16 protein-coding genes are annotated in these 15,367 nt (G+C 66.7%); 12 read left to right on the top strand and 4 right to left on the bottom strand.

The genetic code is table 11. The annotated features are described in order from the left end of the window. Window positions 1-87: 87 nt before the first annotated feature. The 7 genes from urtA (at window position 88) to AC1D3B_RS13725 (ending at window position 6,770) form a co-directional block, all read left to right on the top strand. Entirely contained in the window at window positions 88-1,374 is a 1,287-nt protein-coding gene (gene urtA, locus AC1D3B_RS13755; protein ID WP_478191225.1) for an urea ABC transporter substrate-binding protein, read from the top strand. 127 nt (window positions 1,375-1,501) lie between these two features. Then, complete coding sequence (urtB, locus tag AC1D3B_RS13750; RefSeq protein ID WP_478191224.1) at window positions 1,502-2,416, top strand: urea ABC transporter permease subunit UrtB; 915 nt, start codon at window positions 1,502-1,504, stop codon at window positions 2,414-2,416. Window positions 2,417-2,435: 19 nt separating this feature from the next. After that, window positions 2,436-3,668: an urea ABC transporter permease subunit UrtC gene (gene urtC, locus AC1D3B_RS13745; protein ID WP_478191223.1), complete on the top strand. Its 1,233-nt coding sequence runs from the start codon at window positions 2,436-2,438 to the stop codon at window positions 3,666-3,668. Between the two features lie 32 nt (window positions 3,669-3,700). Then, window positions 3,701-4,444 carry an urea ABC transporter ATP-binding protein UrtD gene (gene urtD, locus AC1D3B_RS13740; protein WP_478191222.1) on the top strand — a complete coding sequence of 248 codons (744 nt, stop codon included), beginning with the start codon at window positions 3,701-3,703 and terminating at the stop codon, window positions 4,442-4,444. Between the two features lie 17 nt (window positions 4,445-4,461). Next, complete coding sequence (gene urtE / locus AC1D3B_RS13735) at window positions 4,462-5,151, top strand: urea ABC transporter ATP-binding subunit UrtE (protein ID WP_478191221.1); 690 nt, start codon at window positions 4,462-4,464, stop codon at window positions 5,149-5,151. A 40-nt stretch (window positions 5,152-5,191) separates the two neighbouring features. Further along, complete coding sequence (gene fmdA / locus AC1D3B_RS13730; protein ID WP_478191220.1) at window positions 5,192-6,415, top strand: formamidase; 1,224 nt, start codon at window positions 5,192-5,194, stop codon at window positions 6,413-6,415. A 13-nt stretch (window positions 6,416-6,428) separates the two neighbouring features. Next, the gene (locus AC1D3B_RS13725; RefSeq protein ID WP_478191219.1) at window positions 6,429-6,770 is read left to right on the top strand and encodes a zinc ribbon domain-containing protein; all 342 of its coding nucleotides are present in this window, start codon (window positions 6,429-6,431) and stop codon (window positions 6,768-6,770) included. On the opposite strand, the gene AC1D3B_RS13720 is transcribed toward AC1D3B_RS13725, so the two are convergent. Continuing rightward, window positions 6,760-7,296: a hypothetical protein gene (locus AC1D3B_RS13720; protein WP_478191218.1), complete on the bottom strand. Its 537-nt coding sequence runs from the start codon at window positions 7,294-7,296 to the stop codon at window positions 6,760-6,762. The genes AC1D3B_RS13725 and AC1D3B_RS13720 overlap by 11 nt on opposite strands. A 120-nt stretch (window positions 7,297-7,416) precedes the next feature. Here AC1D3B_RS13720 and AC1D3B_RS13715 point away from each other — a divergent pair, with 120 nt between their 5' ends. Genes AC1D3B_RS13715 through AC1D3B_RS13705 form a run of 3 tightly spaced genes read left to right on the top strand, consistent with a single transcriptional unit; the run spans window position 7,417 to window position 10,854 of the window. Further along, window positions 7,417-8,460 carry an aliphatic amidase gene (locus AC1D3B_RS13715; RefSeq protein ID WP_478191217.1) on the top strand — a complete coding sequence of 348 codons (1,044 nt, stop codon included), beginning with the start codon at window positions 7,417-7,419 and terminating at the stop codon, window positions 8,458-8,460. Next, window positions 8,460-9,254, top strand: coding sequence for an AAA family ATPase (locus AC1D3B_RS13710; protein WP_478191216.1), 795 nt, complete (start codon window positions 8,460-8,462; stop codon window positions 9,252-9,254). Before AC1D3B_RS13715 ends, AC1D3B_RS13710 begins: the two co-directional genes overlap by 1 nt. After that, window positions 9,241-10,854, top strand: a complete 1,614-nt coding sequence (locus tag AC1D3B_RS13705) for a nitric oxide reductase activation protein NorD (RefSeq protein WP_478191215.1) — start codon at window positions 9,241-9,243, stop codon at window positions 10,852-10,854. Before AC1D3B_RS13710 ends, AC1D3B_RS13705 begins: the two co-directional genes overlap by 14 nt. Before the next feature lie 166 nt (window positions 10,855-11,020). On the opposite strand, the gene AC1D3B_RS13700 is transcribed toward AC1D3B_RS13705, so the two are convergent. Continuing rightward, window positions 11,021-11,482, bottom strand: a complete 462-nt coding sequence (locus AC1D3B_RS13700; protein ID WP_478191214.1) for a hypothetical protein — start codon at window positions 11,480-11,482, stop codon at window positions 11,021-11,023. Between the two features lie 88 nt (window positions 11,483-11,570). Between AC1D3B_RS13700 and AC1D3B_RS13695 the strand changes: the two genes are divergently transcribed. After that, entirely contained in the window at window positions 11,571-13,853 is a 2,283-nt protein-coding gene (locus AC1D3B_RS13695; protein ID WP_478191213.1) for a helicase C-terminal domain-containing protein, read from the top strand. A 15-nt stretch (window positions 13,854-13,868) separates the two neighbouring features. On the opposite strand, the gene AC1D3B_RS13690 is transcribed toward AC1D3B_RS13695, so the two are convergent. Further along, complete coding sequence (locus AC1D3B_RS13690; RefSeq protein WP_478191212.1) at window positions 13,869-14,639, bottom strand: SGNH/GDSL hydrolase family protein; 771 nt, start codon at window positions 14,637-14,639, stop codon at window positions 13,869-13,871. A gap of 182 nt (window positions 14,640-14,821) precedes the next feature. On the opposite strand from AC1D3B_RS13690, the gene AC1D3B_RS13685 reads away from it, so the two are divergent. After that, window positions 14,822-15,133 carry a plasmid stabilization protein gene (locus tag AC1D3B_RS13685; protein ID WP_478191211.1) on the top strand — a complete coding sequence of 104 codons (312 nt, stop codon included), beginning with the start codon at window positions 14,822-14,824 and terminating at the stop codon, window positions 15,131-15,133. Between the two features lie 14 nt (window positions 15,134-15,147). Here AC1D3B_RS13685 and AC1D3B_RS13680 read toward each other — a convergent pair whose 3' ends face one another. After that, window positions 15,148-15,333 (bottom strand): hypothetical protein, encoded by a 186-nt coding sequence (locus tag AC1D3B_RS13680; RefSeq protein WP_478191210.1) that lies wholly within the window; start codon window positions 15,331-15,333, stop codon window positions 15,148-15,150. Window positions 15,334-15,367: the final 34 nt, after the last annotated feature.

The raw sequence follows: 15,367 nt of genomic DNA, 5'->3' as shown, positions 1-15,367 counted from the left end.
GCCTGTCGCGCCGCACGCCGCACAGCGGTGGTGCGTGCGTCGCGGTGGTGCCTGCCGCCCCTTTCAACCCTGCCTGGAGATTCCTTCATGTCTAGCGATCATCAAGACCCGTCGATCGACCCCTCGTTCGAGCGAATCGAGCGCATCGCGCTGGGCCGCCGCCGGCTGCTGCAGGGCGCCGCCGCCCTGCCGATCATGGGCCTCGGTGGCCTGGCTTTCGCGCAGCAGTTTCCGACCGCCAAAGTCAACACCACCAAGCTGGCCGTGACCGACACGGAAGTGACGGTCGGCCAGCTGCACTCGAGCACCGGCACGATGGCGATCTCCGAGACCGGCTCGATCCAGGCCGAGCAGCTCGCGATCGACGAGATCAACGCGATGGGCGGCATCCTCGGCCGCAAGATCAAGGTGATCAAGGAAGACGGCGCCTCCGACTGGCCGACCTTCGCAGAGAAGGCCAAGAAGCTGCTGGTCAACGACAAGGTCGCGACCGTGTTCGGCTGCTGGACCTCGGCCTCGCGCAAGGCGGTGCTGCCGGTGTTCGAGAAGGAGAACGGCCTGCTCTACTACCCCACCTTCTACGAAGGCCTGGAGCAGAGCAAGAACGTGTTCTACACGGGCCAGGAAGCCACGCAGCAGATCATCTGGGGCCTGGACTGGGGCGCGAAGGAGAAGAAGGCCAAGACCTTCTTTCTGGTCGGCTCCGACTACATCTGGCCGCGCACCTCGATGAAGATCGCGCGCAAGCACATCGAGAACTTCCAGAAGGGTTCGGTCAAGGGCGAGGAGTACTACCCGCTGGGCCACACCAACTTCAATTCGCTGATCAACAAGATCAAGGTCGCCAAGCCCGACTGCATCTTCGCGGCGGTGGTGGGCGGCTCGAACGTGGCCTTCTACAAGCAGCTCAAGGCCGCAGGCATCACGGGCGACAAACAGTTCCTCTTGACCCTGGCCGTGACCGAGGACGAGATGACCGGTGTCGGCGGCGAGAACTTCGCGGGCTTCTATTCGTCGATGAAGTACTTCCAGAGCCTTCCGAACGAGAACAACAAGAAGTTCGTCGCGGCCTTCAAGGCCAAGTACGGCAAGGACGCGGTGATCGGCGACGTCACGCAGGCCGGCTACCTGGGTCCGTGGCTCTGGAAGGCTGCGGTCGAGAAGGCCGGCAGCTTCGACGTCGACAAGGTGGTTGCCGCCTCGCCGGGCATCGAACTCAAGAACGCGCCCGAAGGCTACGTGAAGCTCGACGAGAACCACCACCTGTGGAGCAAGGCGCGCATCGGCCAGGGACAGCCCGACGGCACCTTCAAGGTCGTGGCCGAGTCCCCGGACCTGATCAAGCCGGATCCGTTCCCCAAGGGGTACCAATAACCACCCCCGGTCCGGCTCACTTCGTGTAGCCGGATCCCCCTCAAGGGGGCGATACCTGCGGACCGGCGAAGCCGGTTCCGCGGTATCCCCCGAAGGGTGCCGCCCGGCCCACTTTTGGAGTCTTGCTGTGAATTTTTCGGAAATGATGAACATCAGCCTGATGCAGGGCTTCGCGGGGCTGAGCCTGTTCGCGGTGCTGCTGCTGATGGGCCTGGGGCTGGCGATCATCTTCGGCCAGATGGGCGTGATCAACATGGCGCATGGCGAGTTCATGACCATCGGCGCCTACACGATCTACATGTCGGCGCGGCTCACCGAGCACCTGGCGCCTTCGCTCATGCCCTATTACTTCCCGCTGGCGATCGGGCTGGCCTTCGTGTTCGCCTTCATCGCAGGCTGGATCGTGGAATGGGCGCTGATCCGCCACCTCTACAAGCGACCGCTCGATACGCTGCTCGCCACCTTCGGTGTCAGCCTCGGGCTGCAGCAGATCTTCCGCACCTTCATCGGCCCCAAGGAAGTGAGCCCGACCCTGCCCGAATGGCTCATGGGCTCGTGGGCGCCGGCCGAGGGGCTGGACATCCCGATCAACGGCCTGTTCGTGCTGGCGCTGACCACGGTGGTCACGCTCGGCGTGCTGCTCGCGCTGCACCGCAGTCGCTGGGGCCTGCGGGTGCGCGCCACGGTCGCCAACCGCGTGATGGCCAACGCCACCGGCATCGACACCAAGCGCACCGACCGCCTCACCTTTGCCATCGGCTGCGGCATCGCGGGCGTGGCGGGGGCCGCCTTCACCACCATCGGCTCGACCGGGCCGACCTCGGGCTCGCTCTACATCGTCGACGCCTTCCTCGTCGTCACCTTCGGCGGCGCCGCCAGCCTGCTGGGCACCGTGGTCTCGGCCTTCGGCATTGCGCAGACGCAGTCGATCGCGGAGTTCTTCATGACCGGCTCGATGGCCAAGGTGCTCACGCTGTCGATCATCGTGCTGATCCTCATGATGCGCCCGCAGGGCCTGTTCGCTTCCAAGGTACGTCGCTGATTTTCCGAAAGCCTTCTTCATGAACACGATCAAGTCGCTCGTCAAACGCTACCAGCTCGGCAGCTTGCTGCTGCTGGTGCTGCTGCTGGCCGTGGTGCTGCCGCTCACGCTCGACATCTTCCGGCTCAACCTGGTCGGCAAATACCTCACCTACGCCTTCGTCGCGGTCGGCCTCGTGATGGTCTGGGGCTACGGCGGCGTGCTGAGCCTGGGGCAGGGCGTCTTCTTCGGCCTCGGCGGCTACGCCATGGCGATGTTCCTGAAGCTCGAGGCCTCCGACCCCGCGACCACCAAGATCCAGTCGACCCCCGGCATCCCGGACTTCATGGATTGGAACCAGATCACCGAGTTGCCGCTCATGTGGCTGCCGTTCAAGAGCCTGCCGCTGACCCTGATCCTCGTGATCGCGGTGCCGACGCTGCTGGCCTGGATCATCAGCTACGCGATGTTCAAGCGGCGCGTCGGCGGGGTCTACTTCGCGATCATCACGCAGGCGGTGGCGCTGATCGTCACGGTGCTGATCATTGGCCAGCAGGGCTACACCGGCGGCGTCAACGGAATGACCGACCTCAAGACGGTGCTCGGTTGGGACACGCGCACCGACAGCGCGAAGTACATCCTCTACTACCTCTGCGTGGCGCTGCTGATCGCGAGCATCGTGCTGTGCCGCTGGATCCAGACCAGCAAGCTCGGCACCCTGCTGCTGGCGATGCGCGACAAGGAAGACCGGGTGCGGTTCTCGGGCTACGACGTCTCGAACTTCAAGGTCTTCGCCTTCTGCCTCGCGGCCGCGCTGTCGGGCATCGGCGGCGCGCTGTTCTCGCTGCAGGTGGGCTTCATGTCGCCGAGCTTCGTGGGCATCGTGCCCTCGATCGAGATGGTGATCTACGCCGCGGTCGGCGGCCGCATGAGCCTGGTGGGCGCGGTGTACGGCACCTTGCTCGTGAACGCGGGCAAGACACTGTTCTCGGAGAGCTTCCCGGACCTGTGGCTGTTCCTCATGGCGGGTCTCTTCATCGGCGTGACGATGGCATTCCCGATGGGCCTGGCCGGCGTCTGGGAAGACAAGGTCAAGCCCTGGTGGTTCGGCCGCCTGGCCGACCGCAGGGCCAATGCCGAACGCGTGGCGGCGGCGCACGCCGCCTACCCCGAGGCGCTGCCGCCCCGGGCCGGCGCATCCGGTGCGGCGGCCGCAGCGCGCGTCGCCTACGACGCGCCGCTGCCCGACGGCGTCGGCAGCCAGCGCGCCTGATCTTCACCGACGCACCCGGAGCAAACCGCACCATGAGCAACACCGACTTCGCCCTCGCGGTGGAAGACTTGACCGTCTCCTTCGATGGCTTCAAGGCGATCGAGGACCTGACCCTCTACATCGACCGCAATGAACTGCGCGTGATCATCGGCCCCAACGGCGCCGGAAAGACCACGCTGCTGGACCTGATCTGCGGCAAGACCAAGGCCAGTGGCGGCAGCATCAAGTTCAAGAACACCGAGCTCACGAGGATGGCCGAACACAAGCGGGTGCGGCTGGGCATCGGGCGCAAGTTCCAGACGCCGTCGATCTACGAGAACCTCAGCGTGTTCCAGAACCTCGAGGTGTCCTACCCGAGCGGCCGTTCCGTGCTGGGCGCGCTGGCCTTCAAGTGCACCGACGACGTCAAGGCGCGCGTGCAGGTGGTGGCCGAGGACATCTGGCTGGCCGACAAGCTCGACACCGAGGCCGGCCTGCTCTCGCACGGCCAGAAGCAGTGGCTCGAGATCGGCATGCTGCTGATGCAGGAGCCCGAGCTACTGATGCTCGACGAGCCGATCGCCGGCATGAGCGCGCGCGAGCGCGAGCTCACGGCCGAGCTGCTCAAGCGCATCTGCGTCAACCGCTCGGTGATCGTGATCGAACACGACATGGATTTCGTCAAGCAGATCGCGCACAAGGTCACGGTGATGCACCAGGGAAAGATCCTCGCCGAGGGCTCCATGGACGCGGTGCAGAACGACCCCAAGGTCATCGACGTCTACCTCGGCCACTGATCGATCAAGGAATTCGCATGCTGAACGTCACCGACCTGCACGTCGCCTATGGCCAGAGCGAGGCGCTGCACGGCATCTCGTTCGAGGGCCGCGCCAACGAGACCGTGGCCATCATGGGCCGCAACGGCATGGGCAAGACCACGCTGTTCAAGAGCCTGATGGGTATCCTGCCGATCAGGAGCGGCCGCATCGAGGTCGCGGGCCAGGACGTCTCGCGCGACGAAAGCTACCGCCGCGTCGCCAAGGGCATCGCCTACGTGCCGCAGGGCCGAATGATCTTCCCGACCCTGACGGTCGAGGAGAACATCCAGACCGGGCTCGAGAACTCCGCCACGCGCCGCATCCCCGAGGAGATCTACGCGCTGTTCCCGGTGCTGTGGGAGATGAAGCGGCGCAAGGGCGGCAACCTGTCAGGCGGGCAGCAGCAGCAGCTCGCGATCGCGCGGGCGCTGGTCACCGACCCCAAGGTGCTGCTGCTCGACGAGCCCACCGAGGGCATCCAGCCTTCGATCATCAAGGACATTGCGAAGGCGCTCAACGAGATCCGCAAGATGCGCGGCATCACGATCGTGGTCTCGGAGCAGGTGCTGAGCTTCGCGCTCGACGTCGCCGACCGGCTGTTCGTGATCGAGGGCGGCCGCCTCGTGCACGAGACCGCGCGCGACAAGACCGACGTGAACCACATCAAGGCCTATCTCTCTGTCTGATGACCCTTTCGTTCAACCACAACCCCTGGAGCCACTGCAAATGACAGATACGCTGATCAAGGTCGACCTGACGAAGTCGCCGACCGAGAACGAGATGATCCACAACCGCTGGCATCCGGACATCCCGATGGCGTGCTGGGTCAACCCGGGCGACGACTTCATTCTCGAGACTTTCGACTGGACCGGTGGCTTCATCAAGAACAACGACAGCGCCGACGACGTGCGCGACATCGACCTGACGACGGTGCACTACCTGTCGGGCCCCGTGGGCGTCAAGGGCGCGGAGCCCGGCGACCTGCTGGTGGTCGACCTGCTCGACATCGGCGCCAAGCCAGACAGCCTGTGGGGCTTCAACGGCTTCTTCTCGAAGAAGAACGGCGGCGGCTTCCTGACCGAGCACTTCCCCGAGGCGCAGAAATCCATCTGGGACTTCAAGGGCATGTTCACGAGCTCGCGCCACATCCCGGGTGTCAACTTCGCGGGCCTGATCCACCCTGGCCTGATCGGCTGCCTGCCCGACAAGCCGATGCTCGACATGTGGAACGCGCGCGAGCAGCAGCTGATCGACAGCGCGCCGACCGCCGGTCTGGCCAACCCGCCATCGCCGGGCACGGCCCACATGGGCAAGCTCACGGGCGAGGCGAGGGCCAAGGCCGCGGCCGAGGGCGCGCGCACCGTGCCGCCGCGCGAGCACGGCGGCAACTGCGACATCAAGGACCTGTCGCGCGGCTCGAAGGTGTTCTTCCCGGTCTACGTCGACGGCGCGGGACTGTCGGTCGGTGACCTGCATTTCAGCCAGGGCGACGGCGAGATCACCTTCTGCGGCGCCATCGAGATGGCGGGCTGGGTCCACATGAAGGTCACGCTGATCAAGGGCGGCATGGCCAAGTACGGAATCAAGAACCCGATCTTCAAGCCGAGCCCGATCACGCCGACCTACAACGACTACATCATCTTCGAGGGCATCTCGGTCGACGAGGCCGGCAAGCAGTATTACCTCGACGTCAACGTTGCCTACCGCCAGGCCTGCCTCAACGCGATCGAGTACTTGAAGAAGTTCGGCTATTCCGGCGCCCAGGCCTACTCGATCCTCGGCACCGCGCCGGTGCAGGGCCACATCAGCGGCGTGGTCGACGTGCCGAACGCCTGCGCCACCCTGTGGCTGCCGACCGGCATCTTCGACTTCGACATCAACCCGAACGCGAGCGGGCCGACCAAGTTCATCGACGGCAAGATCGACATGCCGCTGTCGCACGACCTCTGAGGACCGCAGCACCATGCCGACCTACGACTACCAGTGTGCCGGCTGTGGCGGCTTCGATGCCCTGCGCAGCGTGAGCCGGCGCGACGAGCCGGCCGCCTGCCCCGACTGCGGTGCGGACTCGCCGCGCGTGATGTCGGCGGCGCCGCGGCTCGCGCTGATGGCGGATGGCACCCGGCGCGCGATCGCGGTCAACGAGCGCGCCGCGCACGAGCCCAAGCGCTCGGGCGACTACGCGCGACTCCGCCATCCCTCGGGTTGCGGCTGCTGCGGCGGCGCCCGGCGCGGCGCCACCGTGACCGCGCCGAGCGGCGCCAAGGCATTTCCGTCGAAGCGGCCCTGGATGATCAGTCACTGAGACCGCGCGCTCGCGGCCGATTCAACGGCATCGTGACCAGTACCGTGCTGTGCGCCTTGGCCGTGCCCTCGGCCTCGATACGCAGGCCAAATTCGCCGTCGCCCGGATCGAGCCGCGCGAGCAGTTCGTGTGCCGACACCCGGCACTCCCAGTAGCCGGCCTCGCGCGGGCCGCAAGGCACGCCGGCGGCCATCTGTGTCGGCCCCGAGGGCGAAGCACGCGCGAAGGCGAAGACATGGACCTGGCGCAGCGTGTCGGTGGCCACGAAGCTCAGTGTGACCGCGTCGGACTCGCGCGACGTGCCGCCCAGGCTGCGTGGGGAGACGTCGAAGACCACAAAGGGCGCATCGTTCGACAGGTAGCGGATCTCGGCGGGGTAGCTGTCCAGCGGCGAGCGGGCCGGTACCTTGCTGACTGCGACAGGCATGGCGCGCGCAGGCTTCGCCCCCGCCGCAGGCGCGCAGACCGGCGCGCCCGCGAGCGCGAGCGCGATTCCCACAGTCGAGGCCATCGTCTTGATGCGCACGTCGCTTGTCTCCTGCGCCGGCATTCTGCGCCTCGCAGGTGCTACGTCAATCAACGTATTCGCCAGGGTCGGGGCGCTTCGCACAATGACCTGTCCAACCCGAAGACAAGGCAGGTCCAGATGATTCACGGCGATATCTCGAGCAGCAAGGACACCGTCGGCGTGGCGGTCGTGAACTACAAGATGCCGCGGCTGCACACCCGGGCCGAGGTGCTCGACAACTGCAGGGCGATCGCCAGGATGGTGGTCGGCATGAAAGCAGGCCTGCCGGGCATGGATCTCGTCATCTTCCCCGAATACAGCACCCACGGGATCATGTATGACAGCGCCGAGATGTACGAGAACGCCGCCGCGGTGCCGGGTGCAGAGACCGAGATCTTCGCCGAGGCCTGCCGCAAGGCCAAGGTGTGGGGCGTGTTCTCTCTCACGGGCGAGCGCCACGAGGAGCATCCCAACAAGGCGCCCTACAACACGCTGATCCTCATGAACGACCAGGGCGAGATCGTCCAGAAGTACCGCAAGATCATGCCGTGGGTGCCGATCGAGGGCTGGTACCCGGGCAACTGCACCTACGTGAGCGACGGCCCCAAGGGCATGAAGATCAGCCTGATCATCTGCGACGACGGCAACTACCCCGAGATTTGGCGCGACTGCGCGATGAAGGGCGCCGAGCTCATCATCCGCTGCCAGGGCTACATGTACCCGGCCAAGGAGCAGCAGATCCTGATCAGCAAGGCGATGGCCTTCGCCAACAACACGTACGTGGCGGTGGCCAATGCGGCGGGCTTCGACGGCGTCTATTCGTACTTCGGCCACTCGGCGCTGATCGGCTTCGACGGCCGCACGCTGGGCGAATGCGGTGAGGAGGAAATGGGCATCCAGTACGCGGCGCTCAGCAAATCGCTGATCCGCGACTTCCGAAAAAACGGGCAGTCCGAGAACCACCTGTTCAAGCTGGTGCACCGCGGCTACACCGGCTTGATCAACTCGCGCGAGGGCGACAAGGGCGTGGCCGACTGCCCCTACGACTTCTATGCCAAGTGGATCGCCGACCCCCAGGGCACGCGCGAGATGGTGGAGTCCTTCACGCGCAGCACGGTCGGCACGGCCGAGGCGCCTGTCGAAGGCATTCCGAACGAAGATTCGGCAGGCACCCACAAGTGATGAGCGACTTGCTCGCCGCCTGGCGTATCGACGCGGAGCCCTACTACCGCGCCACGGGCGACGAATGCGAGCGTTTCGAGGCCGCCTGGTCGCAACGTTTGCCGGTCCTGCTCAAGGGCCCGACGGGCTGCGGCAAGACCCGCTTCGTCGAGCACATGGCCTGGCGTCTCGACAAGCCGCTGGTCACGGTGGCCTGTAACGAGGACACCGGCGCGGGTGACCTGGTCGGCCGCTGGCTGCTCGATGCTGCAGGAACGCGCTGGCAGGACGGGCCCCTGACGCTGGCGGCGCGCCATGGCGCCATCTGCTACCTCGACGAGATCGTCGAGGCGCGGGCCGACACGGCGGTGGTGATCCACCCGCTCACCGACACGCGCCGCATGCTGCCGCTCGAGCGCCATGGCGAGCGTGTGCGCGCGCATGCCGACTTCGCGCTGGTCGTTTCGTACAACCCCGGTGGCAGCCGCAGCCTCAAGGCATCGACGCGCCAGCGCTTTTGCGGCTTCGAGTTCGGCTATCCCGGGTGCGAGGAGGAAGCCGAGATCCTCATGCACGAAGCCGGCATTGAGGTCGAGCTGGCCTCTGCGTTGGTGGCGCTCGGCGTTCGCTCGCGCCGGCTGGCCGGCCACGGGCTCGAGGAGGGCGCATCAACCCGCATGCTCGTGCGCACCGCGCAACTCGTGCGCGCGGGCATGACGCCTGCCGCCGCCTGCCGCATGGCGCTGGTCGCGCCGCTCACCGATGACGCGCCGCTGCGCGACGCCCTTCTGGCCGCCGTCGATGCTTCCTTCTGAACTGGCGCTGCTCGGCCCATATCTGCGCCTCCTGTGGAACGTGACGCCACCGCTGCTGCGTGCGGCTGCGCCAGCAGACATCGAGGCCGAACCGCCCGAACTGCCCTTCCTCTCGCGGCTTGGCCTGCATCTGCCAGGCGCGCCCGCCGGCCTCGATGCGGCTACCGCTGGCCAATGGCTGCGTGCTGCGGCGGCCCACGCGGCGGCGCATCTGGTGTTCTCGCGCAGTGTATTCGTGCGCGAGGGGATCGCGCCGGTCACGCAGGCGCTCCTGGGCCTGCTGGAAGACGCGAGGGTCGAGGCCCTGGCCTGCCGTGACCTGCCGGGCCTACGCCGGCTGTGGGCCACCTGGCACACGGTGACGCCCGCCGACGGGACCGATTTCGAAACCTTGATGCTGCGCCTGGCGCGCGCACTGATCGATCCGACCTACGACGATCCGCATCCGTGGGTTCGCAAGGGCAGAGCCCGCTTCTACCTGGACGACAGCGGCGAAGTGCTCGCGCAGGTGGCGCCGCGCGCGCTGCGGCAGTTGGCCTCGGCCCTCGGCAACGACATTGGCCAGATGCGCATCGGCTTCAATGCGCGGCTCTACCGACCCGGGCCGAGCTACCGCGACGACAACCGCTGGCTGTGGCACAGCGACGAGGAACACACGGGCGCTGCGCGGGCTGCGACTGGCGCGGCTTTCGATGGCGATCGGCCCACGGCCGAGTCGTCGCCGGAGTCGCTCCAGTGGCGCTACCCCGAATGGGATCGGCGCATCGCGCGCGAGCGGCGCGACTGGAGCACGGTGGCTGAGATTCTTTCGGCCGAGGGCACCACGACGAAGGACTTCGGGCGGGAAGTCGATGCCCGGCTCGTGGGCGCACTGCGCGCAAACGCATGCCAGGCTTGTGCGAAGCCACGCGAGCGCGAGGGCGAAGAGATCGACCTCGATGCCGCTGTGCAGGCCATGCTCGCGCTGCGCCAGGGCCGCACGGCTGATGATGTGCCTGTGCATCGGCGACGCTGGCGCGCACCCGCTCAAACGGCTGCCATGCTGCTGGTCGACGTTTCGGCATCAAGCGGCGAGCCGCACACCACGGGCGACGCGCAGAGTGGGCTCGAACTCCAGCAGCGCCTCGCCGCCGGACTGGCAGCTGCCATGACCGCCGCCGGATGGCGCGTCGCGATCCAGGCCTTCTGCTCCGATGGCCGCCATGGCGTCCGGCACAGCCGCGTGCTTGACTTCGGCCAGCCGTGGGATGTGTCGGCACAGCGCCGCCTTGCGGGCTTGAAACCGGGCTTCTCGACCCGGCTGGGTGCCGCGCTGCGCCACGCTGCGCGCGCGCTCATCCGGGAGCCCACACCGCGCCGCTTCGCGATCGTGCTGGGCGATGGCGAGCCGCACGACATTGATATCCACGAGCCCGGCTATCTGGCGGAGGACGCGCGGCATGCGGTGCAGACCGCGCGGTTGATCGGGGTGCGATCGCTCTGCCTGGTGTCGGGAACAGAGGTTGGGCCGTTGGTGCGGCGCGTTTTTGGGGCCGAGGGCAGTGGGGCGGCGAGTGGCGTCGGTTCACTGCCGCACCTCGTGGGACGACTGCTGCGCTGAGGCCATTTCGTTTGCATGTGAGGCAAACGGTCCCCTTCATGCAGATCGATACAGCGGGCTTTGAAAGCCTAGTCCTGGCAACGACCTAGCCTCGAATGGTCGCCAGACAGCGACCACCGCGGTCGAAGGCGGACCAGCGCTGACGCTGAAGGCCAAGTAGGCGAACTCAGGCTTTTGCCAACGGGCTTGCCAATGAAAGGCCGGGTCTTTCGTCGTCCCAGGCCATTGCACTCATCTTCCAGCCGGAAGGCGTCAGGATGAACTGGGTCGAGATCATCCCGCGCGCTTCGAAAGCGTTTCCGTTCACGGTGCCGGACTTGGCGTAGGCGCTGAAGCGCTGGGCGACATTGCCGAACACTTGCGTGGCTTCGGAAAGCTCTTCTTCCCGGAAACGCGTCAACTCGCCTTTGCGGACCATGGCCTCCCTTGGCTCGATGAATCCTTGAACTGTCGAGATCTCCGGCGTGGCGCCGACGTTCTTGATCAGCAAGCCGGACTCGATGAAGAGCGATCGGACGCGCTCGTAGGCCGGCAGCGCGCCAGCTTCAAACGAGACGGCGTCGAAAAACTCGGAGATCAAGCGATCAAGCTCGGCTTTCACGGGCTCGGCTGTTTGCTGATGGTCCATCGCGACTCCTGGAAAAGCCGGATTCTGCGCCGCGAATCGCCGCTAACATGTGTACGTCCATCCAGTGTCCCAAGGAGCTGGACCTCGCATGGCCGTCGCAATTTCTTCATCCCAAGCATTCACCGTTTCGGTCAAGACGCTTTGCGCATTCGCCGCGAAGGCGGGCGACCTCGATCTGCGCTTCGTCCCCGCACCGAGCGCGCAGGAGGGGCAGGCCGGCCATCGCACGGTGCAGGCGCGTCGAGGCCCGGCCTACGAAACGGAGATATCGCTCACGTCGCAATACGAGCGGCTGCACGTGCGCGGGCGTGCCGACGGATACGACCCGCATCGCCGCCGCGTCGAGGAAATCAAGACCTTCCGTGGCGACTTCGAAGCCATCAAGGCCAACCATCGCGCCCTGCACTGGGCACAGGCCCGGACCTACGCCTGGATGCTGTGCGAGCGCGATGCGCTGGAGCGGGTCGAAGTGGCGCTCGTCTATTTCGACCTCGGCACGGAACGCGAAGTGGTGCTGGAAGATGCCTGCACGCGTGAAGGCTTGCGCGAGCACTTCGAGCTGCTCGGCAGCCGCTTCCTCGCGTGGGCCGAGCAGGAAGTCGGGCATCGCGCGCAACTCGACCAGGCGCTCGGCGCGCTGAACTTCCCGCACGGCGAGTTCCGTTCGGGGCAGCGGGACCTGGCCCAGGCCGTCTATCGCTCGGCCCTCTCGGAGCGCTGCCTGCTCGCGCAGGCGCCCACGGGCATCGGCAAGACGGTCGCCACCCTCTTCCCCCTGCTCAAGGCCCGGCCTGCCCAGAAGCTGGACAAGATCTACTTCCTCACTGCCAAGACGTCCGGCCGGTCGATTGCGCTGAACGCGTTGCGCACGCTGGACCGCGAGCGGGCGCCGCTGCGCGTGCTCGAACTCACTGCGCGCGAGAAGGCCTGCGAGTACCCCGGCCGTGCCTGCAATGGCGATGCCTGCCCGCTGGCGCGCGGCTTCTACGACCGGCTTCCCGCGGCCCGCAGCGAGGCCGCGCGGGACGCGTGGCTCGATCGCGCCGCCCTGCGACGCATCGCCCTCGCGCACGAGGTCTGCCCGTACTTCCTCGCGCAGGAGATGGTGAAGTGGAGCGACGTGATCGTCGGCGACTACAACTACTACTTCGACGGCAGCGCTTTCCTCTTCGGACTGATGAAGGAGGAAGAGTGGCGCGTCGCGCTGCTGGTCGACGAGGCGCACAACCTGCTGGATCGCGCGCGCGGCATGTATTCGGCGCAACTGGAGGCGTCGGCCGTGGATGCCGTGCGGGGCAAGGCGCCGCCCTTCATCAAGAAGGTGCTCGGGCAGTTGCAGCGCGAATGGCAGCTTCTGCAGCGGGACCAGGTCGTCGCCTACGAGGCACGCGACGAGATCCCCGAACGCTTCGCGCGTGCGCTGCTCGATGCGGTCGGCACGATGGCCGAGCACTTCACGTCGCGGCCGGACGATGCACACGGTCCGCTGCAGGAGTCCTTTTTCGAACTGCTCCGCTTCGCGCGTCTCACCGATTCCTTCGGCAAGCATTCGGTCTTCGAATGCAGCGTAGGCGATGACGGTGCACGGAGCCTGGCGATCCGCAACCTGGTGCCTGCTCCGTTCCTCCAGAGCCGATTCGCCGATTGCAACTCGGCAGCCTGCTTCTCGGGCACTCTGGCGCCCTTCTCGTTCTATCGCGACACGCTGGGCCTGCCCGAGGACACGGCAACGCTCGACGTGGGCTCTCCCTTCCGAAGCGAGCAACTGACGGTGCGCGTGGCGATGGACGTCTCCACCCGTTTCCGCGACCGCGGCCGATCGCTGGCGGCGCTTGTCGACATCATTGCGAGCCAGTATGCCGAGCGCCCGGGCAACTACCTCGCCTTCTTCAGCAGCTTCGACTACCTCGCGAGCGCGTCGGCAGCATTTGCCGAACGGCATCCGGAGATTCCGGCGTGGTCGCAATCACGCGGGATGCGCGAAGCAGATCGCGATGGCTTCCTGGCGCGGTTCGCGACCGGCGGGAAGGGCATCGGATTCGCGGTGCTGGGTGGTGCGTTCAGCGAAGGCATCGACCTGCCGGGCGACCGACTCGTCGGCGCCTTCGTCGCGAGCCTGGGGCTGCCGCAGTACAACGAGCCGAACGAGGTCATGCGCGAACGGATGCACGCGCTGTTCGGCGATGGCTACGAGTACACCTACGTCTACCCCGGCCTGCAGAAGGTCGTGCAGGCGGCCGGCCGCGTCATCCGCACCGAGACCGATGCGGGCGTGCTGTACCTGCTGGACGACCGCTTTGCGCGGGAGGAAATCCGCGCGCTGCTGCCTGCATGGTGGCGCGTGCAGCCGCTGTATGCGGCGCAAAGGTAGGACGTTCTCGGAAGGTCAGAAGGCGGAGCCGCGCGCGGCGGCGTTGCGGCCGATCTTGCGGAGCTTGGCGGACAACTGCGCCTGCGTTTCGAGTTCACGCTGCCAGAGTTCGTAGCCTGCATCGCTGGGATGAAGGCCGTCCCGCGCACTCATGCGGTGGGGATGGCGCGCGAACGGATCGTCCTCACGCTCGCGGAACAGCGAGACGTGGAGGGCTCCGTTGGCCTGGGCCTCGGCCGAGACGATGGCATGCAGCCGTCGCGACTGGTAGGTCATCCACCAACTCCACGGCGGGAAGAAGAACCGCACGCTCCCGAGATTCCCCGGCGGCATGAACACCACCAGATCGGCCCGCACACGCGCGCGCTGGGCCACGCGCCGGATGCTGTCGCGCAGGGCTGCATCGCGCGTCATGCGGATGACGTCGTTGCCGCCGCCGAGGATCAGCACGGCATCGAAGCGCTCGTCGCCTTCCAGCTGGGGGAGGAAGTCCTCGAACCGCGCGCCGGCAAGGCCCCTGTTGACGACCGTGAGCGACGGATTGGCGCGGCACAGCAGGCCCGGCAGGCTGTACGCAGGATCGCTGGCGCCGGTCCCTTCGGCGGTGCTGTCGCCGATCACCAGCAGCCGGGCACCCTCGGGGCTCGCGAGCTTGTCGAAGGGGTGGCTCTTGCGTGCCAGCCGGGCCGATTCCCGCAGGCGAAGGGCGGCATAGCCCGCGGTGGCCGCGGCCAGTCCGATCAGCACGGAGAGGCCGGCGATAGCTGAAGTGTTGTGGCGTTTCACGCGCTTTCCTCGTCGAATGTCCCAAGCGTAAAGGTAGCCGGTTCGCGCGCTTGTAGGAAGCGGCCGAACGGCCAGCTGCGCGCCGTGAAAGCGGGCACTGACACGGACCGCCCTGCTCTTCCTACCCGCTGCGCGCGCGGGCCGGCAAACATAGGCCGTCCCAGATCAACAGGAGCAACACCATGCCAAGGGGTGACAAGTCGTCGTACACGGACAAGCAGAAGCGCCAGGCCGAGCACATCGAGAAGGGCTACGAGCATCGCGGTGTCGGGAAGGGTGAAGCGGAGCGGCGTGCCTGGGCGACCGTGAACGCGGAAACCGGCGGCGGCAAGAAGAGCGGCTCGGGCCGCGGCAAGGCGGAGAACCACGCGCCTGCCCACAAGGGCGGGCGACTGGGCGGCGCGGCTTCAGCGTCCCGAAGCGCGGCGGAGCGGTCCGCTTCGGCGAAGAAGGCCGCGGCCACTCGCAAGCGCAACGCCGAGCGCCGGGGCTGAGCCGAAGGCGCCGCTCAGGCGGGGTCGGCGTCCCAGCGCTTGGTGACTTCGGTGAGTTGAAGCTCGATCCGGAACAGGCGCTCGTTGAGGATCGCGGTCTGCAACCGCAGCGCCTCGATGATCGCCCGCGTCTGCGGATCGGCCGCGTTGTTCGATAGCTCCTGCAGCTCGTGCAGCTTGTTGCGCAACTCGTTGCTCATGTCGAAACTCCATCGGGGGCAATTGGAGCCATCG

The organism is Variovorax sp. P5_A3, from assembly GCF_056400665.1.
This window is presented reverse-complemented; position numbering and strand designations above follow the sequence as displayed.